This is a genomic window from Microbacterium sp. Y355, from assembly GCF_059445345.1.
On the sequence record NZ_JCAIUD010000001.1, the window covers coordinates 916293 to 940115 of the forward strand.

The window sequence follows — 23823 nt, forward strand, 5'->3', positions numbered from 1 at the left end:
GCATTCAGGCTCGCACTTCACCTGTTAGCAGTGCACGTGCAGCCACGACGTCGGCCGCCATCTGGTCCTTCAGCGCATCAATGCCATTGAAGGCGACCATGCCGCGCAGCCGCTCCGTGAATTCAACTGTGACGTCATGGCCGTACAGGTCGAGGGCATCCTCGTCGAGCACATGAGCCTCGACCTGTCGGATCAGCACGTCATCGAAGGTCGGGTTCGTACCGACCGACACGGCAGCGGGATGACGAACGCCGGTGTCGTGGTCGACCAGCCAGCCTGCGTAGACACCGTCGGCCGGAACGAGCGCATCGACGGTCTCGGAGAGGTTCGCCGTAGGGAAGCCGAGTTCCCGTCCGCGCTTGAGCCCGTGCACCACAACGCCTCGGACATCGACCGGACGTTCGAGAACTTCTCCCGCTGCCTTGACGTCGCCCTCGGCGAGCAACTCGCGAATCCAGCTGGAGGAGACTCGACGCTCAGAGTTTTCGAGATGGACGTCTTCGACCACATCGACCGTGAAGCCGTACTTCGGACCGAGTCGGCGAAGCAGATCCGGTGTTCCCGCTCCACGATGCCCGAACCGGAAATCACTGCCCACCAGCACAGTCGACACATGCAATGCGCCCACCAGGATGTCCGCCACGAAATCTTCCGCATCACGCGATGCGAGCTCCCGATCGAACGTGAGCAGCAGTGTGGCATCGAGTCCGAGTTCACCGAGCAGCTCAAGCTTGCGCTCTGTGGTCACCACGTTCTCCGGGCACAGCTCAGGACGCAGCAGAGCGAGCGGGTTGCGATCGAAAGTTACGGCGACAGCGCGCGCGCCAGACTCCGCAGCATCAGCCTTCAGCCTTTCGATGACTGCCCGATGCCCCGCGTGCACGCCGTCGAACTTGCCGATGGCGACGGCTGCGGGGCCGAAGTCGTCCGGCACTTCGCCGGGGCTGCGGAAGACGATCATGCGCTCGCCTCGACAGGCTTGTGGGTGCGCAGCCACCAGATCCCGAACAGCGGAAGAATCAGCGGAATGAACAGGTATCCGCGCCCGAACATCGACCAGACGGAATCGTGTTGGAAAAGTTCCGGCAGTGCAAGGCTCAGCGTTCCTACGACGAGCACGCCGACGAGCTCGAAGATGATCGCGATCCACGCGACCGTGTACCAACCTCGGCGGCCGGCGAACATGAGCCCGAGCGTCGCAACGATGTAGACGACCGCGGCGAGAGTCGAAAGCGAATACGCCAGCGGTGCCTCATCGAACTTGCGGACGATCTGAACGAAGCTTCGTCCAGTGGCAGCAAGTGCCATCACGGCATAGACGATGACGAGGACACGGCCGATGCCGGTCATCCGAGTGCGAGTTTCGGTGATGCTCATAGCATCCTCCATCCTAATCGCGCGCGGCGCAGTCCAGCGCCGCAGCTACACGACCTGAACCGTCCAGATGACGTCCATACGCCACACCATGATCGCGATCGCGAACGCTGCCACGCCCAGGATCACCGTGCTCCAGCGGGTACGATCCAGCAGCGCCCAGATCGCACCGCCGACCGGAATGAGAACGGCAGAGACGAGATAGACCCAGAATTCAAGGAGATCACCGGCAGGAGGGTTGCCGGTCAATGGCGCGACGATCGCAACGATGACCTGAACGATCAGCAGCACCTCGACTAACGCGAGGGCCCCGACGGTGAAGTCGCTCGGGCGGCGGCCGACAAGTCCCGCAATCACGCAGAACAGGCCCACAGCGACAGCCACGATGATCTGAATGATCGTGAACCACAGGATCATGATGCTTCCCTCGGCATGTTCATGGCGCTTTTCAGGTCGCGCCCTCGCTTCTCTACGATTCCCACGAGCGCCCCAGCCGGATCAATCGCGGCGGCAAGCGCACCGTCGAGCCTGGATGCCTGATCAGCAAGACGCTTCCCGTGCCCGAGATCGCGTGCTTCGTCGGCGGAAACTTCCAGCGGCTGCAGAATCTGCGCTGCGGCTGCGGCGGGCGTCAATGTCATTGCACCGGCGAGACCTTCCAGATCGACGGCCTCCGCGACGTCGAACGGGCCGATCCGCGTGCGGCGCAGGGCGGTGAGGTGTCCACCGACTCCGAGTGCCGCCCCCAGATCACGGGCGAGAGCGCGGATGTAGGTGCCGGATGAGCAGTCGACGACGACGTCAAGATCGAGGATGCCGTCGTTACCGCGCTGCTCCAGAACCTCGAACCGTGAGACAGTGACCTCGCGCGCCTTGAGTTCGACATGCTCGCCTGCGCGCACTCGGTCATAGGCGCGCCGCCCGTCGACCTTGATCGCCGAGACTGCACTGGGAACCTGCGAGATAGCACCGGTGAGCGCCGCGATACCGTCGGCGATCTGCGTGTCGGTCACTGCACTCACGGATGCGGCATCCGCTGTCTCTGTGACCTCTCCCTCGGCGTCATCCGTCGAGGTCGCCTGTCCGAGTCTGATCGTCGCGAAGTAGGTCTTGTCGGCACCGACGACATACGTGAGCAATCGAGTCGCGCCTTCGATGCCGATCACCAAAAGACCCGTGGCCATCGGGTCGAGCGTGCCTGCGTGCCCGACCTTGCGCGTCCCGAACGCTTTGCGGGTTCGAGCGACGACGTCGTGACTGGTCAGCCCACCGGGCTTGTCAACGAGAAGTATGCCTGGCGAGACCATCCCTCAAGCCTACCGAGAGTTGCTCGAGCCTCCTGGCCAGGTCAGCCGAAGATCTCATCCGAGACTGCTTGGGTGCCGGGCGTGCCTCATAAAATACTCCGCATAAGCTAACGGGGTGCGCACGACCTCGACATCTCCGCTGCAGCTGGCCCCGGTGCTTGCAGATTGGTACGGCTCCAACGCACGGGATCTGCCATGGCGACGGTCTGAGTTCCATGATCGTTTCGGCGCCTGGGGAACACTCGTCAGCGAGTTTATGCTGCAGCAGACTCCGGTGACCAGGGTGATCCCCCATCTCGAAGCGTGGCTAGAGCGCTGGCCGACGCCGCCCGCGATGGCGCAGGCGACACCGGCCCAGGTCGTACAGCAGTGGGAAAATCTGGGGTATCCGCGGCGCGCGCTCTGGCTGCACCGCTCCGCGATCGAGATCACCGAACGCCACGGCGGAAAGGTGCCGCGCGATGTCGACGCACTTCTCGCTCTGTCAGGAATCGGTGACTACACCGCACGAGCAGTGGCGGTCTTCTCCTTTGGCGATCGACACCCCGTCGTCGACACCAATACTCGGCGGGTGCTGGCCCGTGTGCTCGACGGCAAGTCTCAGCCTGGACCGGCTGCACGCCGCGACCTCGCAGTGATGGATGCAGTGCTCCCAACGCCCGAATCCGAATCCGCGGTTTTCAACGCCGCGATGATGGAGCTCGGGGCCACGGTGTGCACCGCCCGTGCGCCGAAGTGCGAGCAGTGTCCGATTGTCGCGCAGTGCCTGTGGGTGGCATCCGGACGCCCTGACACTGGGGACGACCGGCGTCGCCAGGCACGATACGAAGGATCAGATCGACAGGCACGCGGAGCAGTACTCAAGACGCTGCGCGCAGCGGACGACAGCACGGCCCCCTTCGATGCCGTTATTCACGACTGGGCGGATCCTGCACAGCGAGACCGTGCGATCGACTCGCTGATCGTGGACGGTCTCGTCGAGGCGGTCGAGGGCACGCTGCGACTGCCTCGCTGACTACGGCAGCGCAGGTTCAGACGTGCCGTCCCGTGCGATGCGCGAGCACCGTGAGCTCGACGCGCTTACGCACTCCGAGCTTGGCGAAGATACGACCTGTGTGCACCTCGATCGTGCGTACTGAGACATCGAGTTCGTCAGCGATCTCACGGTTCGAGGATCCTTCGACGACCCGCATAGCCACCTCGAGTTCTCTCTCGGTGAGTAACGGCGCCCAGACCATCCGACTGGCTTCGAGCGGGTCGACGTCGTGAATGATGGCAATGGGTACCGTGGCGATCTGGGCATTCGCCTCGATCTGCGTGTTCAACCGCCCTAATCGCTCTTCGACGGCGTCACGCCACGCAATAGCTCCGGCGTCTTCGAACAGACTCCGCGCTGCGCGGAGAAAGCGCCGACCGGCACGCGTATCCCCTCTGATGATGTTTGCTGAGCCGAGCATCGCTTCGACCCGTGCGCGAGCAAATGGCGATTGTAGCTGCCGCGCGGCGTCGGCGATGTCAGCGCACTCGCGCCGCCAGCTTGCCTCTGGCAACAAACGGATGCGTCGGCGCAATACCCTGGCTTCGCCCAACTCACACGGTTCCGCATACGCACGCGCAATCACCACAGGACCGATCTCGTCAAGGCCAGGAACCGCGATGGGATGCTGCGGTGCGCCACGGTCATGCCACAGAGTCGTCGCCATCGCAGCGCTCTCCGTGTTGCCTGCGAGATACGCCTCGAGTCCAGTATCGATGAGTCGATCGATACGATTTCCTCCCGGCAACGTCTGCACAAGCGACTGAGCGATTGGCCCCGCCGTGCCGAGCACGGCGATATCAAGACGCTGCGCAAGTGTCGCACCGAGTCCAGCGAATGGAAGCCCGACGGGCAGGTCCACTGAAGCGGCGAACAGCCGATCTCTAGCAGTCGCCACATCGCCACGCCAGAAGTGCAGCAGCACCTCCGTCACGGCAAGGTATGCGTCGATGACGGGGCTGTGCTCGAAACCGGCAATCAACGGATCGATCTCGCGGACCAGACCCGTCTGTGCCCTGCCGAGCAGTTGTAGCCCTCGGTCGATATCGCCGTCCAGTGCTGCACGTAGAGCACTGATCATTCCGCCTGAGAATGGGCCATCCGACGGCGAGCCCGGGTTCTCCGATTCTCCGGTGAGCGTCCAACACAGCGTGACGGCCGCGTCTCGGATCGTACCGTTCGCGCCCGCTCGCAGATCTGCTTCACGAAGCTCGCTGAGCCACGACCGCATCGCAGAGATGGTGCCTCGCTCCGCGCACAGCACGGCCGCAATGCCGGCCGTGCGCGCCCAGGCGCGCCAGTGCGCAATGTCTGAGACAGGCGGGCGGTGCTCAGTCGGGTCAAGAACCGGAACAACGCCGTGAAGACCCGTTTCGGCGATCAGCAGGCTCGCCAGGGCGTGCACTCGATGCTCTGGCGAGCCGCTAGGGAACAGACTGCCCAGCCAGTCGGCGGCATCCTCGATGCACCCCGCTCCGACAGCCGCGGCGCCGGCGATCAGCCTCGCCTCGTCGCGATGCTCATCGGTGGCGTGGTCGGCTGCTTCCGTAGCGACGACGAATGCCCAGTCCGGGTGCCCACTCTCGGAGAGGTCCCGCGCACACGCGATCAGATCAGGGACAAGCTGGGGTGTGCGCTCAACCGCACCGCGCGCTCTGTGCCACTGTGCAGGGATCTGCTCCCCCCGTGCGAGTCGCGCCGTCGCCAGTCGGCCGTGCGCCCTACCGCTGTCTGAGGCCGTAGCCGTATGACGTAGCCACACCGGCATCCGCGAATCGAGGAATGCGAAGCGTCCGCGCGCAACGCTCAGATGTGCACCGAGTTCACCCGTCATGACGTCTTCTGCGCTTCGCTCGGATGCGGCAAGCAACAGGTCGAGGTGGTCGTCAGTGCACAGCGCTGCGAGCAGAAGTACGAAGAACTCTTCCGGAGTCAGCAGAACCGAATCGAACCGCAACGAGATCGACGGAACGAGTGGGAGTGGTCGCGGAAGCATCCGGTGTCCACTGCGCTGTGCGGACGTCAGCGCAGCCGCGACCTCGCACACCGTCTGTGCGTCGCCGTTCAGCCGCCTACCGAGCTTCGCCACGACATGCGGTGCGGTGGCGATTCCACGCTCAAGCAGGCTGGCTGTGAGTTCGGCGACGAGCTCGCGTTCATCGACGGCGGTCGGCCGCAGGCGTATTGCGTCCTGCCCCGCAGTCGACACAAGCCCGCTCCCCTCTGAGCACCCGTGATCAGGTCAGTGCCAGCCTTGCCGACAGTGGGGATCAGGGTATCAGACAGCGAGAATTCGACTACTTTGTGTCGTCATCTTCGTCATCGGCGTGCGCGTAGGGATCAGCTTCACCCGCGTGCTCTGCACCGACGGCGAGCTTGGCCACTTCGGCATCGCGCTGTTGCGCCTGATGCAGCAACGCCGTGATGTTGCTCGCGTTGTCCGGGAGAGCATCCAGGATGAATTCGAGCGTAGGCACAAGGCGAGTGTTCAGGTGTCGCCCGACCTCACTGCGCAGCAGCCCGGTCGCAGAAGCGAGCGCAGCGCCACTGGAGATGCGTTCTTCCTCGGTACCGAGCACCGTATAGAACACCGACGCGTTCTGCAGATCACCCGTGACGCGGACGTCCGTGATCGTGACGAAGCCGAGTCGGGGATCCCGCAGACCTTTGTCGAGTCGCTCCGCAAGGATGACACGAATGCGGTCTGCCAGACGAGCCTGTCGTTCTCCAGCCATTTCCTTCTCCTCTGTGACGAATGAGGGGCGCCCGCGGGCGCCCCTCATAGATCGATCAGATCAGCCGCGAGGCTTCTCGATCAACTCTGTGGTCTCGATCTCGTCGCCGACCTGGATGTCGTTGAACTTGCCGAGTCCGATGCCGGCCTCGAAGTCCGTGCGGACCTCGGTGACGTCATCCTTGAAGCGGCGCAGCGACTCGATGGCCAGGCCATCTGCGACGACGACACCATCGCGAATGACACGAGCCTTGGCGTTTCGCGTGATCGTGCCCGAGCGGACGATAACACCCGCGATGTTGCCGATCTTCGAGGAGCGGAACACCTCGCGGATCTCGGCCACACCAGACTTGACCTCTTCGAACTCCGGCTTGAGCATGCCCTTGAGGGAGCCCTCGATCTCGTCGATCGCCGCGTAGATGACCGAGTAGAACCGGACATCCACACCCTCACGTGCCGAAGCCTCACGGGCCTTGGCGTCAGGGCGGACGTTGAATCCGACGATGATCGCGTTGTCGATCGTGGCCAGGTTCACATCCGACTCGGTGATCGCACCGACGCCGCGGTGAATGATGCGCAGCTGCACGGAGTCGTCGACCTCGATCTTGAGCAGCGACTCTTCCAGCGCCTCAACGGCACCGGAGACGTCACCCTTGATGATGAGGTTGAGCGTCTCGACCTTGCCCTCTTCGAGAGCACGGGTGAAGTCTTCGAGCGAGATGCGCTTGCGGGCCTTGGCCAGCAGAGCATTGCGCTGTACGGCTTCACGCTTCTCAGCGATCTGGCGGGCCATGCGGTCTTCCTCGGTGACGATGAAGACGTCGCCGGCGCGCGGCACAGAGTTCAGACCCTGCACCTGCACCGGACGAGACGGGTATGCCTCTTCGACAGCATCGCCGTTCTCATCGAGCATGGCGCGGACGCGGCCATAAGCCGTGCCTGCCACGATCGAGTCGCCGATGCGCAGCGTTCCGGACTGAATGAGCACCGTCGCGATCGAACCGCGGCCCTTGTCGAGCTTCGCCTCGATGGCGACACCACGGGCAGCCTTGTTCGGGTTGGCGGTCAAGTCGAGACCCGCGTCCGCTACGAGCAGCACAGCGTCCAAAAGCTCCTGGATGCCGGTGTTCGCACGTGCCGAGACATCGATGAACATGACGTCTCCGCCATACTCTTCTGCGACGAGACCGTATTCGGTGAGCTGCTGACGAACCTTGGCCGGGTTGGCATCGGGCTTGTCGACCTTGTTCACTGCGACGACGATCGGAACGCCGGCCGCCTGCGCGTGGTTCAACGCCTCAACCGTCTGCGGCATGATGCCGTCATCGGCTGCGACCACCAGGATCGCAAGGTCGGTGACCTGTGCACCACGGGCACGCATGGCGGTGAACGCCTCGTGACCCGGTGTGTCGATGAAGGTGATGGCGCGCTCGTTGCCCTCGTGCTCGGTCCAGACCTGGTAGGCACCGATGTGCTGGGTGATGCCTCCGGCTTCACCGTCGATGACGTTGGTCTTGCGGATCGCGTCGAGGAGGCGCGTCTTACCGTGGTCGACGTGACCCATGACGGTGACGACCGGCGGACGAATCTCAAGATCGTCGTCGCTTTCCTCGCCCAGTTCGCGATCGAGGTCAAGACCGAAGCCCTCGAGGAGCTCCTTGTCCTCATCCTCTGGCGAAACCATCTGGATTTTGTAGCCCAGCTCGACACCGAGAACCTCGAAGGTCGCTTCATCCAGCGACTCGGTGGCCGTTGCCATCTCGCCGAGGTTGAAGAGAATCGTGACCAGGGTGCCCGGCTGCACTGTATAGCCGGTCAGCGTCTCGATCTTGTCCGCGAAGTCGGCGATCGATGCGCCGCGACGCATCCGGATGATCTCTCCGTTACCGCGGGTGACATTGACGCCACCAACGATCGGAGCCGACCGCATTTCAAATTCCTGCCGCTTCGCCCTACGCGACTTGCGCTGCTTGGACTTGCCGCCACCCTTACCGAAGGCACCTGCGGTGCCACCGCCAGGTCCACGACCGCGGCCACCGCCGCCACCGGGGCGACCTGCGAAGCCACCACCTGGGCGTGCACCGGGTGCACCACCGGCACCGGGACCGGCACCGCCGGGACGGCCGGGGCCGCCTGGACGCTGCTGGAACGGTGCACCACCGGGGCGACCACCCTGACCGCCGCGCGGAGCGCCGGGACGAGGTGCGCCCGGTCGCGGAGCGCCAGGACGAGGTGCGCCGGGTCGCGGCGCCTGCGGGCGAGGAATGTTGCCGGGCGTCGGACGCTGGCCCATGCCCTGAGCGGATGCGAACGGGTTGTTACCCGGACGCGGACCCGCTGGGCGCTGGCCCATGCCCTGCGAGGAGGAGAAGGGGTTGTTGCCGGGGCGCGGTGCGCCGGGCGTCGGAGCGCCCTTTTCGGCAGACGGTGCAGCAGACTCAGCGGGCTTCTCTGCAGAAGGCTCGGTGGGAGTAGCTGCGGGAGCAGCGGGGGCTGCCTCGGGGGCAGGTGCCGCCGGTGCAGGCTCCGGAGCTGGCTTCGGACCCGGCTTGGGCCCGGGAGTCGGCGCCTTGGGGCCAGGCTTGGCCCCTGCAGGCTTGGCCGTTGCGGGCTTGTCCGTCGCCGACTTGTCAGCTGCGGGCTTGTCAGCCGACGGCTTGACTTCAGCCTTGGGCTTGGCAGCGCTGTCGGCCTCGATGGCCGCGCGAAGCTTGCGAGCCACTGGAGGCTCGATGGTTGATGAAGGGCTCTTGACGAATTCGCCGATTTCCTTCAGCTTTGCAAGTGCGAACTTGCTGTCGACGCCGAGTTCGGCGGCAATCTCGTGTACGCGTGGTTTGGCAGCCACAATTCTCCTGTCTGGGTTGGTCTACCCAGACAGGGCAGACCACTAGTTGCGGACGGGTCTCATTTCGAGCCGTTCACTTTGATTCCATAGCCATTTAGCCGTTTCTCGATGGTCTGCGTATCCAGAGATGTGGACACACGGAGTGCTCGTGCGAAAGCACGACGCCGCAGTGCAGCTGTCATGCATTCCTGCGTCGGATGCAGCCACGCGCCCCTCCCTGGCAGCACGGCACCCTCATCAATGATGAGAACGTCGCCCTGAGCCACCACTCTGAGTAGAGCGGAGCGGGAAGCACGCACGCGACAACCAACGCATGTTCGTACTGGATCCATCTTACACCGTGCCGCCGGGTGACAACTCCGCGACCTTCCGGTCAGTCGAGGATGCTGTCGGGCTGAATGTCGATCTTCGCACCGGTCAGTTTGGCCGCAAGTCGGGCGTTCTGACCTTCCTTGCCGATCGCGAGCGACAACTGGTAGTCCGGCACCAGCGCACGCACTGCCTTGGTGTTCGCATCCAGAACGAAGGCGCTCGTGACCTTCGCGGGCGAAAGCGCATGAGCCACGAACGTCGAAAGATCCTCGTCGTAATCGACGATGTCGATCTTCTCCCCTGCGAGTTCCTCGGTGACGGCGCGCACGCGACGACCGAGCTCACCGATGCAGGCGCCCTTGGCATTGATCGACGGATCGTTGGCCTTCACCGCGATCTTCGTGCGGTGACCTGCTTCACGGGCGAGTGCGACAATCTCGACCAAACCGGCCGCGATCTCGGGCACCTCTAAAGCAAAGAGCTTTCGCACGAGGCCAGGGTGAGTGCGGGACACGGTGATCTGCGGGCCCTTGAGCCCCTTGGAAACAGCGGTGACGTATACACGCAGGCGGGAGCCGTGTGCATAGTCTTCGCCAGGTACCTGCTCCTCAGGAGGAAGAATTGCCTCGACGCTGCCGAGATCGACGTGGATCATGCGCGGGTTCGGGCCCTGCTGGATCACGCCGGCGACGATGTCGCCTTCCTTGTCCTTGAAATCACCGAGCACAACGTCATCGGCGATGTCGCGGAGTCGCTGACTGATGACCTGCTTGGCTGCGAAGGCAGCGATGCGGCCGAAGTCGTCCGGCGTGGCATCTTCTTCGCCGATGATGGCGCCCTCTTCGTCGGTGACCGGCTGAAGAATGGAAACGTGTCCCGACTTGCGGTCGAGCTCGACGCGAACGCCAGCGGGGATGGCACCGTCTTCAGACACGTGCTTTCCGTAAGCCGTGAGAACGGCCTGCTCAATGATCGCGACTAGTTCGTTGAAAGGAATTGCCTTTTCCTTTTCGATACCGCGCAGCAGCCCCAGTTCGATGTCCATAACGGCCTCCATATTCAGCTCTCGCCGCAGCATCCTGCACGCGCGGCACCGTACTACGATACCCGCTCTTCAGCGCTGGCGTCCGTGTGCGGCAGGACACGCACATCTCGTTGGCCGCCGATGTGCACCCAATGTCGACTCGATGGCCACCAGTCGGCAACCTCAGCACGCGATGGTGGCCGGGGCACCTAGGCGATCACGGACCTGTAGAGACCGATCGCCGTCTTTTCTCATCCCCCCATCCGAAGGATTACCTTTTGCGATCCCCCCATTCTCGTTCCACACGTCGCGCCCGGCTACTGGCTCGATGTACAGCCGGCGCTCTTACAGTCGGCCTCGCCACAAGCCTGCTCGTCACCTCAGCCCTACCTGCCTCGGCACAGTCGTCGGTCGAAGATGGCGCCGACCTGGCGTCACGTTTCACATTCGCCGTCCTACCCGATACGCAGTTCTATTCGCGGTACTCAGCGGATCAGTTCCAGCCTCGATACGGCACGGATCCGTTCAGCACGCAGACACAGTGGATCGCAGACAACGCAGATACGCTCCACATCCCATTCACAGCCCACGTCGGCGACGTCGTCGACCGCGCGACTGTGGACGCAGAATGGCAGGCCGCGGACCGCGCGATGCAGAACCTTGACGATGCCGGACAGCCCTACTCGATCCTCACCGGCAATCATGACGTGCTCAACAGCAGCTCTTCTCTCGTCGATACCGACTACGACCTGTCCGCTGAGCCGTTTCTGAAATGGTTCGGAACCGACCGCGCCGCGTCCGATCCTTCATACCGGGGTAGCGACCCCACTGGGTTGAGTCGCTACCACATCTTCGAGGCGGAAGGACAGCAGTTCATGGTCCTCACCCTCCCTTGGCGCGTCTCTGACACAACGCTGGCATGGGCGGACTCGGTGATGGCGGAGCATCCGACTCTGCCGGTGATCCTCACCAGCCACGAGGTGCTCAACATCGACGCCGATGGCGAAAGTCCCCGCGAGACGGAGTACGGCCTGATGCTGTGGGACAAGCTCATCGCTGACAACGACCAGATCTTCCTCACCTTCAATGGGCACTTCCACGGCGCCACTCGACTGGCCAAGGTCAACAACTTCGGCAACGAGGTCCATGAGGTGCTCATCGACTACCAGATGGCGTTCGAAGGCGGCAACGGATACCTCGGCTTGCTCGAATTCGATCTGACCAACGGCCAGATCAACGCGCAGACGGCTTCGCCGTGGGTCGTCGCCAAGCCGCGGGAGACACTGACCAGTTACGACCAGCCGTTCCTCGAAGGTGCGCAGCAGCAGTACACCATCGACATCGACTTCGCGGAGCGGTTCGCCGGATTCAGCCCCGATTTCGGCGTAGGAATCACGCCCGATGAGCCGTCATTGACGCAGCGTGCCCGCGATATTCTTCTGGACGGTTTCGAAGGCCCGGATCCCATCGACACGGCGCATCCTGGCAACGAGCTCGACTTTTCCGAGGTTCCCGGCACGGTCGCGCACTGGCGCTTCAACGGACTCGACGGCATCGTCGACGCTGACACAGTCGTTCCCGACATTGCGGGCGACAACGACCTGCGGCGGGTTGACCCATCCGAGACCAACGCCGTCGGCGCCGAATGGTCGGACGTGACCATAGAAAGCACAGACGTGCACGGGTTCTCATCCGATGGCGCAGCAGTCTGCTTCGCAGATTCCTCCGGTGCGCGGTACAGCTACCTGACCACCGCAGCGGATGCCTCGATCAACGACGCCGACCTCAGCGACGGATACACCCTCGAGACCTTCGTGAAAATGGACGTCGACTGGGACGCCTCACAGAATGGCTGGTCCAAGGCGCTCGTGCGCACCGGCAATCGGTCCCAGACCGACATGCCACAGAGCCCCTGGGACTACACCGCCTCGCCGACGGCGCTCGGCATCTCGAATCTGCGCGAGTTTCAGTACTCCAGCCTCTCCGAGAATGCGGCAAAGGGCGACCGTGTCAACTGGTCGGGCGAGATCATGACCGACAGCTGGTCGCACGTCGCGATCGTGAATGACCCTGAGTCGAAGTCCACGACCATGTACGTCGACGGCGCACCCGTACTGCGCAACGCCGTAGACACAGTCGGGATGACCTGGAATGAAGGGATGCCTTGGATTCTCGGCTCTGATTGGGTCGATGACTCCGCACGCAACGGCTGGCACGGATGCATCGGCGAGACGCGCATCATCGATCGGGCGACAACGCCAGATGAGTGGCTGACGCAGCGCGCTGACCTGAGCGGGTTGGGGATCGCTTCACTCCCCACCGGCATCCTGCCGGCCGGCACCGATTCTTTGGAGCTCAGTGGAACAGGGTTCCCTGGCGCCGACGTCCACGTCTCGACATCGACCGCGATTGCCCGCACCGTATCCGCTGCGGCTGAACCACCATCTTCGCCTGTTACAACAGTGGGCGCGGATGGCACGTGGACGTTCACTCTCTCGGACCTAACCGCCGGAACGCACGACGCCCGAGTCGCCCAGGCGCTCGGCGCGCGCATGAGCGGTTCGGTCTCGTTTTCCTTCGAGATCGCCGCAGCACCAGTCGAACCGGAACCGCCCGTTGAGGAAGAGCCAGGCGAGGAAGAGCCAGGCAACGAGCAGCCAGGCGAGGAACAGCCAGGCAACGAGCAGCCAGGCGAGGAACACCCAAGCGAGGAGCAGCCAGGCGAAGAGCAACCAGGCGAAGAGCAACCAGGCAATGAGCAGCCAGGCGAAGAGCAACCAGGCGAGGAACAGCCAGGCGAGGAACAGCCAAGCGACGCGCAGCCAGGCGAAGAGCAGCCAGGTGAGGAACAGCCAGGCAACGAGCAGCCAGCCCAGGAGCAGCCAGGCCAGGAACAGCCCGGAACTGGGCCAGGCTCGGATCCGGGCACAGGCTCGGACGGCGAAGCGGAAGGCTCGCTGCCCGCCACCGGGCTGCAGCAATCCGTCTGGCTGTCGCTGCTGGCGTTGGCGAGTGCACTTCTCGCTGGAGGTGGGCTAATGGCGTTCCGATCCCGGCGCCGCGCACGCAGCTGATCTGATGAACAGCACAAGACCGGCGTCGCGACTGCGGCGCCGGTCTTGTGCTGTGCGTTTCAGCGCGCGGAACCGAGCGCGTTGATCGCGTCGATGAGCCGGTAGAGGCCGCCGACCTCTCGCTGACGCAGACGCAGACGCAGCCGCGGCAGATCGACACGGTCCTTGTCCACGATCTCGATGGGAAGCGCGTCGGTGGATTCGATGCGCCCCTCAGCCAACAGCGGTGCGAACTCGGCGTTGAGGCTCTCGACCTCAGCGCTGGTTGGTGTGTGCTTCAGACGCAGTACGAGCACGTCGTCGATCCATCGCAGTGAGTCGTAGTTGCGCCAAAATTCGGTGATCTCGGCGACCGCGGCTTCTGCGGAGTCAGTGACGAGCACACGGTCGAAATCATCGGCGGAGATGACTCCTGCCGGAATCAGACTCTCCGAGATGAAGCGCTCCAGGCCCTTCCAGAACGTGCCTCCGGGCTCATCCAGCAGCACGATCGGCATGGGCTCGGCCTTGCCGGTCTGCTGGAGAGTCAGCAGCTCGAACATCTCGTCCATTGTGCCGAAGCCGCCAGGGAGGCAGATGAAGCCGGTCGACTCCTTGACGAGCATGAGTTTGCGGGTGAAGAAGTACTTCATCTCCACCGAGTGCGTGTCGTCCGCAATCACGGCATTCGGCTTCTCTTCGAATGGCAGCTTGATCGAGACGCCGAGCGCCATCTGCTCCCCCGCGCCTTCGGCTGCTGCTTGCATGATGCCAGGGCCCGCGCCAGTGACAACCATCCAGCCGCGTTCGGCGAGTACCGATGCGACCGACCGCGCCTGCACGTAAAGCGGGTCGTCCTGCCTGGTGCGGGCAGAGCCGAAGACGGTCACCTTCGGCACATCTGCATAAGGGCGGAACAACCGGAACGCATCACGCATCTCGACGAGCGCCGCCGATGCGATCTTCAGATCGAGTCGGTCGGTGTTTTCTTGGCCGAGCAGGATGCTGGTACTCAGCATTCGGCGGATTAGCGCGCGGTTGGTGGTGATCGCGGACTCGGCCATGATCTTATCGACTGCGGCGGTGAGCTCGTCGGGCTGCGGGGCGGTCATATCAGCGGCTGAGTCGTTCGATGGCGTCGTCCAGTGAGAGCGCGTCGCGTTCCCCCGTGCGGCGGTCCCAGAGCTCGACCTGCCCTTCGGCTGCACCGCGGCCGATAACGAGTACGCGGGGGACGCCGACAAGCTCGGCGTCGCCGAACTTCACGCCGGGCGACACCTTCGGACGATCGTCGTAGAGCACGTCAAGACCTGCGGCCTCGAGCTGCGCGGATGCCTGCTCGGCAACCTCGTACGCGATCTGATCGCGGCCGGCTGCGACAACGTGCACGTCGAAGGGCGCGACGGATGCAGGCCAGATGAGGCCCTTGTCGTCGTTGTTGAGCTCGGCGATGATCGCGAGGATGCGGGTGACACCGATGCCGTAGGAGCCCATCGTGACGGTGACGAGCTTGCCGTTCTCGTTGAGAACCTTGAGTCCCAGCGCCTCGGCGTATTTGCGGCCGAGCTGGAAAACGTGACCGATCTCCATGCCGCGTGCCAACGTCACAGGTCCGGAACCATCAGGAGCGGGGTCACCGGCGCGGACGTTCGCGATCTCGACGATGCCGTCGGCCTCGAAGTCGCGACCGGCGATGACGGTGTGTGCGTGCTTCTGATCGATGTTGGCGCCGGTGATCCAGCGGGTGCCCTCAGAGACGCGTGGGTCGACGAGGTAGCGGATGCCGGTTGCAGATTCCTCGCCGAGCACGGCGCCGGTAGGCGACCAGGGTCCGATGTAGCCCTTGACGAGTAGGGGGTTGTTCTCGAAGTCGTCCTCGTTCGCGGTGGAGACCTCCGCCGGTGCGAAGGCGACCTCTGCACGCTTCTCGTCAACCTCACGGTCGCCGGGGATTCCGACGATTACGAGCTCACGAGTCCCATCCAGGTGAGTGAGCGCGAGGACGACGTTCTTGAGCGTGTCAGCGGCCGTGTATTCGCCGTCGAGTACCGCGTTCGAGTGCGCGACGAGCGTCTCGATCGTTGGGGTGTTCGGAGAGTCGAAGATCGTCGCCTCTGAGGCGTCGTCGAACGAGACCGCATCGGGAATAGCCGTGGTGAATGCCTCGACGTTCGCGGCATAGCCGCCGTCGCTGCGCACGAACGTGTCTTCGCCAACGGGCGTCGGGTGAAGGAATTCCTCGCTGCGCGAGCCGCCCATGGCTCCTGCATCCGCCTGCACGATGACGTACTCCAGGCCGAGACGCTGGAAGATGCGCTCATAGGCATCACGCTGCGCCTGGTAGCTGATCTCAAGTCCTGCGTCGGACGCGTCGAACGAGTAGGCATCCTTCATCGTGAACTCGCGACCGCGCAGCAGGCCCGCGCGGGGCCGAGCCTCATCGCGGTACTTATCCTGGATCTGGAAGAGCGTCAACGGCAGGTCTTTGTACGAGGAGTACAGGTCTTTCACGAGAAGCGTGAACGCCTCCTCGTGGGTGGGGGCGAGAAGGTAGTCGCCACCCTTGCGGTCCTGCAGACGGAACAGCAGATCGCCGTACTCATCCCAGCGTCCCGTCGCCTGGTAGGGGTCGCGCGGCATGAGAGCCGGGAAGTGGACTTCCTGCGCGCCTGCGTTCGCCATCTCCTCGCGGACGACGGTCTCGATCTTTGCTTTGACCTTCAGACCCAGCGGGAGCCAGGCGAAGATGCCTGCAGCCTGACGCCGGATATATCCAGCGCGGATCAGCAACTTGTGACCCGTAACCTCCGCCTCGGCGGGGTCTTCACGGAGCGTACGGAGGAAGAATTTCGAGAGACGAGTGACCACGGGTCAAGTCTAGTGACCCGAGGTCACTCGTTCTCGGACGATTCAGTTCAGCGCGCGCGTTCCCTCCGGGATGACGCCGTCGGCGTACAGGCTCGTAGCGAGATCCTGCAACGCTGTGAGTGCAACGCGCTGCGTTGTGGGGCCGTAGGAGATTCGAGCGACTCCGAGCGCCTCATATTCGGCGGCGGTCAGCGCACCTGGAAGCCCGATGACACTGATCTTGCGTTCGCCGATGCCCTCGACGAGCTGGCGAGTGACATCAGCATTCAGGATGCCTGGCACGAAGATGGTCGTCGCTCCGGCCGCGAGATACGCTCGGCCGCGCTCGATGGCATCCGCGATGCTCGCTTCGAGCGGCCGATCACCGGCGCGCACGAAGGCGTCTGTGCGAGCGTTCAGTACGAAGTTGACCCCTTCTGCCTCGCCCGCCTTCACGATTGCCTCGACGTTCGCGACCGACTCGGCAAGGGGCTTCAGGCGGTCTTCGATGTTCGCGCCGACTGCGCCAGCGGCGATCGCGAGGCGCGTGGTCTCCCCCGCGTCGTCGTAGCCATCATCGAGGTCAGCGCTCACCGGCAGGTCTGTAGCTGCGGCGATGCGCGAGACCATATCAAGCATGAGATCACGCGGGATCGTGCCGTCAGCGTAGCCGAAGGTGGCGGCAATCGAATGGCCCGCGGTGGCGAGGGCCTTGGTCTCGGGGAGGGCTGCAATCGCCTTCGCCGAGACGGCATCCCAGACATTTACTAGACGGAGAATCTCCGGTGCTTCGTGGAGTCCGACGAGGGTCTGAGCCTTCTCTGCAATGGTCATAAGTCCACGCTAATACCGACCGCGTGCGGATGGGCGGCTTAGGGTGAAGTCATGCCTCAGCGTCGATCACATATCGCACCATCCGCAGCGCAGAGTGAGCTTGCTTCAGCGCTCACAAAGCTGCGGGAGAAGCTGGAAGTACCCGTGGATTTCTCTGCGGAAGCAATAGCCGAAGCCGAAGCCGCAGTCGCGCCTGCTTCTGATCTCGATCTGCGAGACATCCCGTTCATCACGCTTGACCCTGAAGGGTCCCGCGATTTGGATCAGGCTTTGTATCTCGCCAAGAGCGGCTCAGGTTTCGAAGTCCGCTACGCAATCGCGGACGTTCCTGGGTTCGTCAGACCCGGCGGCGCTTTGGATGCAGCAGCGCGTCAACGCGGTCAGACTCTGTATGCGGCAGACGGGTCCATCCCGTTGCATCCCCGCATTCTGAGCGAAGATCACGCGTCTCTACTGGCAGACCAGGACCGTCCGGCCCTGGTCTGGACCTTCGACCTGGATGACGCCGGAGTCGTGTCGGAGTTCCGCCTCGAACGTGCGTTGATTCGCTCACGCGCGCAACTGGAATACGTCACGGCGCAGAGGTCGATCGATAACGGCGAAGAATTGCCGCTGTCTCTGCTGCCGGTAATCGGCGGATTGCGCCAAGAACTTGAGGCTCAGCGCGGCGGAGCGAGTCTGAACCTGCCAGGCGAGGAGGTCGTGCAGCATGAGGACGGCACGTACAGCATCGAGCGCCGGCATCCGCTGCCCATCGAGGATTGGAACGCGCAGTTGTCTCTGATGACCGGGATGGCCGCAGCATCACTCATGGTCGAAGCAAAGGTCGGTGTACTGCGCACGATGCCTGAGCCGGACGAAACGGCATTCAACGCGTTCCGCCGGCAAACCGAAGCACTCGGCCGCCCGTGGAAGACCGGAAAGTACGGAGCATATTTGCGCACGCTCGACCGCGCGGATCCGATGACTCTCCCTGTGCTCGAAGCGGCCGCGTCGCTATTTCGCGGTGCAGGATACGTGACATTCGACGGCTCGGTGCCGGCAGATATCGAACAGGCCGCGATCGCGGCACCGTACGCGCACGCCACAGCTCCCCTGCGCCGACTGGTGGATCGGTGGTCGCTGGCGATCTGTCTTGCGGCTTCTCGAGGCGCAGAGGTGCCGGCATGGGCGCGCGAGTCCCTCTCGGAGTTGCCAAACCTCATGCAGGAGTCGGGTCAACGTGCCTCGAGGCTGAGTTCCGACACGATCAACCATGTAGAGGCGGCTCTCATGGTTCCGCTAGTGGGGTCAACGATCGAGGCCACGGTGATCGAACTGCGCAATGGCGGCGAACGCGCGGAGGTTCAGATCGCCGAGCCTGCGGTGACGGCATCCGCTCCCGTGCCGGCCGGAGCGAAGCCGGGGGCGACCGTGTCGCTGCGTTTGGTGCGTGCCGACATCGCGCGCGGTGAACTGGAGTTCGCAACCGCATGAGTGGCGGGCACGGCGGACGGCTGAGCGATGCCGAGTCGAATCCGACCGCCCCGTAGGCTCGGTTCATGCCACTGTCCCCGTATGTGAAAGCCCTTCGCGAGCGCGTGGGACACGATCTGCTCCTATTGCCTGCCGTGACAGCCGTGATCCGAGACGGTGACCAATTCTTGATCGCGCGTCAGCGTGATTCCGAACTGTGGAGCCTGATCGGCGGCGGAGTGGAACCCGGCGAGGATCCTGCGGATGCCGTCAAACGCGAAGTATTTGAAGAGCTGGGCATCCGCCCGGTCATAGAACGGATCATCGGCGCGTATGGCGGTCCGGAGTTGGTGAATACCTATCCGAACGGCGACCGGGTTTCGTATATGACGGTGGCTTACGAATGCTCGCTTCCGCGCGTGGCAGAACTCCGGCTCGACGTCGAGGAGTTGATTGAGATCGATTGGATGCGCGCGGACGAGATCGCTGCGCTGCCCCGGCATGAATCGATCGACCGTGTCATCCTCGAGGCGGCAACGCCCGCGAAACCGCTCGATGGGCATCGACGGTCCTAGTCTCGGACGACCGAGCCGGCTTCCCTACCGCTCGCCGAACAACTCCGGAATCGAGGAAACGAACTCCTCGAAGTGGCTGTACCAAATCGTGTGCGCAGCACCGGGAACCCTTCGCACATCGACGCCGCGAGATTGCAGGCGATCCTCGTCTTCGGCGCTGACGAAATTGCTCGGGTCGGAGCGAACGACGATCGAACCTGCGCGCGGCGTCCAATCCACATCTGCCCCGCAGGAGATCGATGCCGCCGTCGCCGGGTCGAACCGGTCGGCTGCTCTCGCCTCGACGATCGCGTCGGCCTCGCTGTAAAAAGGCCGGGACTCCCGCAGCCAGGCGACATCTCGACGGCGCTGCCGATCCGCTTCATACTGGGCGATCAGCGCAGCCCGATCTTGCCCTCCTTGGAACGAGCACGCCGTGTCGACGTACACCGCGAGTTCGAGCGGGATCCGCGCCGCGGCTGCGGCGAGGACCGTCCCGCCGTACGAATGCCCGATCGCTGCGAGCTGCCGATCCGGAGCCAGCGCCCGCACCGTGTCGATCACAGCATCGGCGGCGGAATCCACTGAGGATTCTGGGTCGCGGTCCGACAGCCCGTGTCCGGGAAGATCGAGCGCGAGCACCCGATACCCGCGATTGGCGAGCACCGGCGTGATCCGCCACCAACTCTCGGCCGAACCCATCATTCCGTGCAGGAGAAGCACGACCTTTTCACCGGCACCAGTGTTGATGGCGTTGAGCAACGTCATGCGTCAGGTTGCAGGCACTGCATTGGTCGTCATCACCATGGTCGGAGATAGCTCCATCTCAGTGCACCGGCGGGATTGTAAAGCTCGCGAGACGGTTGTCATCGATGACGAAGATCCCATCGGATTCTCCATTGAACACATTGCTCGTCCACGAAAAATGCACGGTCGTCGTGTCGCCCTCGGTCGTCGACGAAAGCACCGTCATCCGTGCGCCCGCGCCGATCGCGTCTGAGCCTGCCCAGCTGCGCACACCGTCCGCGCCGCGCAGAACGCGACCCCAGTCATCGACATATCCATCCGGTGTGAACGCCGCAACGAACGCATCCGTGTCGGCAGCATTGATCGCATCCACCAGTGCTTGCACTGGTCCGGGAGTATCAGACATCTTCGTCTCCTTCATCGTTCCCGTCGTCTGCGGGATCGGTTTCAGGCCGTGATCACCTGAGCGGTACCCAGCGCGGCATCCGGGCCCATCTCCGCGGCGAGGCGGTTCGCCTCTTCGATCAGAGTCTTCACGATGTCCGCCTCGGGAACGGTCTTGATGACCTCTCCCTTCACGAAGATCTGGCCCTTGCCGTTACCGGAAGCGACGCCAAGATCCGCTTCTCGTGCCTCACCTGGTCCGTTCACGACACAGCCCATTACGGCAACGCGCAACGGCACTGTCATGTCCTTCAGACCCTCAGTGACATCGTCGGCCAGAGTGTAAACGTCAACTTGTGCGCGTCCGCATGAGGGGCAGGAGACAATTTCGAGCTTGCGCTCACGCAGGTTCAGCGACTGCAGAATCTGGTGGCCGACCTTTACCTCTTCTGCGGGCGGTGCAGACAGTGAGACGCGGATCGTGTCACCGATGCCCTCCGACAGCAGGATGCCGAAAGCCGTCGCAGACTTGATCGTGCCCTGGAACGCAGGACCAGCCTCAGTCACACCGAGATGCAACGGCCAATCGCCACGCTCCGAGAGCAGACGATAGGCCTTCACCATCACGATCGGGTCGTTGTGCTTCACAGAGATCTTGAAGTCATGGAAGTCATGCTCCTCGAACAGCGAAGCCTCCCAGACAGCGCTCTCGACGAGTGCTTCTGCCGTGGCCTTGCCGTACTTCTCCAGAATGCGCCTGTCGAGAGATCCCGCATTTACGCCGATTCGGAGTGACACGTTCGCAGCCTTCGCGGCGGCTGCGATCTTTCCGACATTGCCGTCGAACTCGCGGATGTTGCCCGGATTCACCCGCACGGCACCACAACCGGCGTCGATCGCGGTGTAGATGTAGCGCGGCTGGAAATGGATGTCAGCGATCACCGGGATCTGGCTCTTCATCGCGATGATCTTCAACGCATCTGCGTCATCCTGATGAGGCACGGCGACGCGAACGATCTCACAACCGGATGCGGTGAGCTCAGCAATCTGCTGGAGCGTCCCATTGATGTCGGTGGTCTTCGTCGTCGTCATCGACTGGACGCTGACGGGGGCATTGCCGCCGACCAACACCTTGCCGACCCGAATCTGACGGGTCTTGCGACGAGGACTCAGGACTTCGGGGACGCGCGGCATCCCAAGATTCACTGCTGGCACATCTCCAGATTACGCTGACCTGATCAACAGAGGCTGGAAGCGGCACAGCCGACGCGTCGCACTGTGATAGTTTCAGCGCATGCCCGCGAACTTCACCTGGTGGCCCGCCTTCTAGGCGGTGTATTCGCGTTCCCACGAATTCAGACCGCCTCCGGGGCGGTCTTTTTGGTGGCCCGAGCCGGAGCCCTGCACAGGAGACCTCGATGACTGATACCGCTGCCCTGCTCGCCACTTTGGCACAGGATGCCACTGCGTCCTTCGTTCTGATCGCACGCGATGGTGCCCAGAGCGTCGAGTTGCTTACCGGTGCGATCGACGATGTCGACCTGCTCGCCGACATCCCGCTCACTGTCGACGGCGACCCGCGCGAAGTCTTCGCGATGGTGCCCTACCGCCAGGTGCGCGAACGCGGTTTCGACGCGCAGGACGACGGCACGCCACTGCGCTGTCTGCTCGTCGACGAGCACCTGTATCTTCCACTCGCAGACGTGCTTGAAGCGCTGCCCAACGACACCGTGCCGCTCACTGATCCCGGGTTCGATATCGCTGACGAGGACTATGCCGAGATCGTCAAGACCGTCATCGCCGATGAGATCGGCCGCGGTGAGGGCGCGAACTTTGTCATCCGCCGCGACTACATGGCATCCGTCGACACCGACGAGCGCACGGCCGCCCTCACCTGGTTCCGCGCGCTGCTCACTCACGAGCGTGGTGCCTACTGGACGTTTGCCGTGGTCACGCCCGGTCACATCGCCGTCGGTGCAAGTCCCGAAGCGCACGTTGTCGCCCGCGGCGGGATCGTCACGATGAACCCGATCTCCGGCACCTTCCGGCACCCGGCCGGGGGCGCCACCAAGGAGACCCTGGTCGAGTTCCTCTCCTCCACGAAGGAGACCGAGGAGCTCTTCATGGTGGTCGACGAGGAGCTCAAGATGATGAGCGCGGTTTGCTCCGACGGCGGACGCATCACCGGCCCGCACCTCAAGCAGATGTCACGCCTCACACACACCGAGTACATGCTGCGCGGGCGTAGCCGCCTCGACCCGCGCGACATTCTTCGCGAGACGATGTTCGCCCCCACTGTCACCGGCTCTCCGATGCAGAACGCGTGTGCGGTGATTCGTCGCCATGAGAGCAAGCCCCGTGGCTACTACTCCGGTGTCGCTGCGCTGTTCAGCCCGAATGGCGAGGGCGGCCACGATCTGGATGCCCCAATCTTGATTCGCACGGTGTACCTCGAGAACGGGCAATTGCGCGTCCCCGTCGGCGCGACGCTTGTTCGCCACTCCGATCCGCACGGTGAAGTCAGCGAGACGCATGGCAAGGCCGCCGGCGTGCTCGGGGCCATCGGCGCGATCGCCCATGACAGTGTCGCCGAGACGAAAGTCGACGATGACGAGCCCTCGACGAAGACTTCGCTCGCTGACGACCCCGAGGTCGCCGAGTTGCTCGCCTCCCGGAATACGCGTCTCGCCGAGTTCTGGCTGAACCCGCAGGAAGACGGTACGACCGGCCCCTTCACCGGCCGCAGCGCGCTCGTCATTGATGCCGAGGATCGGTTCACGACGATGCTCGCCCATCAGCTGCGTCATCTGGGGCTCGACGCGGAGATCATCCCCTGGGACAAGGTCACCGACGCAGATCTGGTTGCCACAGAGCTGCTCGTCGCCGGCCCCGGCCCCGGCGATCCGCGTGACACCGCGATACCTCGAATCGCTCGGATGCGCGAGATTGTGGCGCGCCGACTGGAGCAGGGCGCCCCTCTGCTCGCTGTGTGCCTGAGTCACCAGATCCTCGCTGACCGATTCGGCATCGAACTGGCTCCGCTGGATACGCCGCACCAGGGCCTGCAGAAGATCGTTCCGGTGTTCGGCGAAGACGCTTCGATCGGCTTCTACAACACGTTCACCGCACGAGTCTCCCCCGGCACAACCGCCGCCGGTTCCGCCGAGATCTCAGCGGATACGACCAACGGCGACGTCTATGCGCTCCGTGGTCCTGGCTTCGCCAGCGTGCAGGGACACCTGGAGTCGATCCTGTCCCGCGACGGCATCCACACGCTCGAGCGGCTGATCAGTTCAGCATTCGCCTGAGAATTA

20 protein-coding genes are annotated in these 23823 nt (G+C 63.6%); 5 read left to right on the forward strand and 15 right to left on the reverse strand.

All coding sequences use genetic code 11. The features are described from left to right. Nucleotides 1-4: 4 nt before the first annotated feature. From AC1C2O_RS04600 to truB, 4 genes are read right to left on the reverse strand one after another with little or no spacing between them, the layout of a single operon-like run. On the reverse strand, nucleotides 5-961 hold the full coding sequence (locus AC1C2O_RS04600) for a bifunctional riboflavin kinase/FAD synthetase (protein WP_495429267.1): 957 nt from the start codon (nucleotides 959-961) through the stop codon (nucleotides 5-7). Next, nucleotides 958-1377: a hypothetical protein gene (locus AC1C2O_RS04605; RefSeq protein WP_495429268.1), complete on the reverse strand. Its 420-nt coding sequence runs from the start codon at nucleotides 1375-1377 to the stop codon at nucleotides 958-960. The genes AC1C2O_RS04600 and AC1C2O_RS04605 overlap by 4 nt, the downstream gene beginning before the upstream one ends. Before the next feature lie 45 nt (nucleotides 1378-1422). Next, nucleotides 1423-1791: a hypothetical protein gene (locus AC1C2O_RS04610; protein WP_495429269.1), complete on the reverse strand. Its 369-nt coding sequence runs from the start codon at nucleotides 1789-1791 to the stop codon at nucleotides 1423-1425. Further along, on the reverse strand, nucleotides 1788-2681 hold the full coding sequence (gene truB / locus AC1C2O_RS04615; protein ID WP_495429270.1) for a tRNA pseudouridine(55) synthase TruB: 894 nt from the start codon (nucleotides 2679-2681) through the stop codon (nucleotides 1788-1790). Before truB ends, AC1C2O_RS04610 begins: the two co-directional genes overlap by 4 nt. A 115-nt stretch (nucleotides 2682-2796) precedes the next feature. Here truB and AC1C2O_RS04620 point away from each other — a divergent pair, with 115 nt between their 5' ends. Beyond that, nucleotides 2797-3696 (forward strand): HhH-GPD family protein, encoded by a 900-nt coding sequence (locus AC1C2O_RS04620; RefSeq protein WP_495429271.1) that lies wholly within the window; start codon nucleotides 2797-2799, stop codon nucleotides 3694-3696. 16 nt (nucleotides 3697-3712) lie between these two features. Here the strand turns inward: AC1C2O_RS04620 and AC1C2O_RS04625 are convergent, their stop codons facing one another. From AC1C2O_RS04625 to nusA, 5 genes are all read right to left on the reverse strand, one after another. Continuing rightward, nucleotides 3713-5926, reverse strand: coding sequence for a helix-turn-helix transcriptional regulator (locus AC1C2O_RS04625; protein WP_495429272.1), 2214 nt, complete (start codon nucleotides 5924-5926; stop codon nucleotides 3713-3715). 88 nt (nucleotides 5927-6014) lie between these two features. Next, nucleotides 6015-6452 carry a 30S ribosome-binding factor RbfA gene (rbfA, locus tag AC1C2O_RS04630; protein WP_495429273.1) on the reverse strand — a complete coding sequence of 146 codons (438 nt, stop codon included), beginning with the start codon at nucleotides 6450-6452 and terminating at the stop codon, nucleotides 6015-6017. A gap of 60 nt (nucleotides 6453-6512) precedes the next feature. Next, nucleotides 6513-9299 carry a translation initiation factor IF-2 gene (gene infB / locus AC1C2O_RS04635; protein ID WP_495429274.1) on the reverse strand — a complete coding sequence of 929 codons (2787 nt, stop codon included), beginning with the start codon at nucleotides 9297-9299 and terminating at the stop codon, nucleotides 6513-6515. A gap of 59 nt (nucleotides 9300-9358) precedes the next feature. Next, nucleotides 9359-9631, reverse strand: coding sequence for a YlxR family protein (locus AC1C2O_RS04640; RefSeq protein WP_495429275.1), 273 nt, complete (start codon nucleotides 9629-9631; stop codon nucleotides 9359-9361). A 41-nt stretch (nucleotides 9632-9672) separates the two neighbouring features. Further along, nucleotides 9673-10656, reverse strand: a complete 984-nt coding sequence (nusA, locus tag AC1C2O_RS04645) for a transcription termination factor NusA (RefSeq protein ID WP_495429276.1) — start codon at nucleotides 10654-10656, stop codon at nucleotides 9673-9675. Nucleotides 10657-10913: 257 nt separating this feature from the next. Between nusA and AC1C2O_RS04650 the strand changes: the two genes are divergently transcribed. Then, nucleotides 10914-13709, forward strand: a complete 2796-nt coding sequence (locus AC1C2O_RS04650) for a LamG-like jellyroll fold domain-containing protein (protein WP_495429277.1) — start codon at nucleotides 10914-10916, stop codon at nucleotides 13707-13709. 59 nt (nucleotides 13710-13768) lie between these two features. On the opposite strand, the gene AC1C2O_RS04655 is transcribed toward AC1C2O_RS04650, so the two are convergent. The 3 genes from AC1C2O_RS04655 to AC1C2O_RS04665 are packed head-to-tail and all read right to left on the reverse strand — an operon-like array spanning nucleotide 13769 to nucleotide 17369. After that, nucleotides 13769-14800: an LOG family protein gene (locus tag AC1C2O_RS04655; RefSeq protein ID WP_495429278.1), complete on the reverse strand. Its 1032-nt coding sequence runs from the start codon at nucleotides 14798-14800 to the stop codon at nucleotides 13769-13771. A gap of 1 nt (nucleotide 14801) precedes the next feature. Next, nucleotides 14802-16556 carry a proline--tRNA ligase gene (locus tag AC1C2O_RS04660; protein WP_495429279.1) on the reverse strand — a complete coding sequence of 585 codons (1755 nt, stop codon included), beginning with the start codon at nucleotides 16554-16556 and terminating at the stop codon, nucleotides 14802-14804. A gap of 42 nt (nucleotides 16557-16598) precedes the next feature. Then, a complete protein-coding gene (locus AC1C2O_RS04665) occupies nucleotides 16599-17369 on the reverse strand; it encodes an isocitrate lyase/PEP mutase family protein (RefSeq protein WP_495429280.1) in 771 nt (256 codons plus the stop codon). Nucleotides 17370-17420: 51 nt separating this feature from the next. On the opposite strand from AC1C2O_RS04665, the gene AC1C2O_RS04670 reads away from it, so the two are divergent. Next, complete coding sequence (locus tag AC1C2O_RS04670; RefSeq protein ID WP_495429281.1) at nucleotides 17421-18845, forward strand: RNB domain-containing ribonuclease; 1425 nt, start codon at nucleotides 17421-17423, stop codon at nucleotides 18843-18845. Between the two features lie 65 nt (nucleotides 18846-18910). Further along, nucleotides 18911-19399: an NUDIX domain-containing protein gene (locus tag AC1C2O_RS04675; protein WP_495429282.1), complete on the forward strand. Its 489-nt coding sequence runs from the start codon at nucleotides 18911-18913 to the stop codon at nucleotides 19397-19399. Nucleotides 19400-19423: 24 nt separating this feature from the next. Here the strand turns inward: AC1C2O_RS04675 and AC1C2O_RS04680 are convergent, their stop codons facing one another. Genes AC1C2O_RS04680 through ispG form a run of 3 tightly spaced genes read right to left on the reverse strand, consistent with a single transcriptional unit; the run spans nucleotide 19424 to nucleotide 21724 of the window. Then, nucleotides 19424-20146: an alpha/beta hydrolase gene (locus tag AC1C2O_RS04680; protein WP_495429283.1), complete on the reverse strand. Its 723-nt coding sequence runs from the start codon at nucleotides 20144-20146 to the stop codon at nucleotides 19424-19426. 58 nt (nucleotides 20147-20204) lie between these two features. Beyond that, entirely contained in the window at nucleotides 20205-20531 is a 327-nt protein-coding gene (locus AC1C2O_RS04685) for a nuclear transport factor 2 family protein (protein WP_495429284.1), read from the reverse strand. A gap of 41 nt (nucleotides 20532-20572) precedes the next feature. After that, the gene (gene ispG / locus AC1C2O_RS04690; protein WP_495429285.1) at nucleotides 20573-21724 is read right to left on the reverse strand and encodes a flavodoxin-dependent (E)-4-hydroxy-3-methylbut-2-enyl-diphosphate synthase; all 1152 of its coding nucleotides are present in this window, start codon (nucleotides 21722-21724) and stop codon (nucleotides 20573-20575) included. Nucleotides 21725-21927: 203 nt separating this feature from the next. Between ispG and AC1C2O_RS04695 the strand changes: the two genes are divergently transcribed. Then, entirely contained in the window at nucleotides 21928-23817 is a 1890-nt protein-coding gene (locus tag AC1C2O_RS04695) for a chorismate-binding protein (protein WP_495429286.1), read from the forward strand. Nucleotides 23818-23823: the final 6 nt, after the last annotated feature.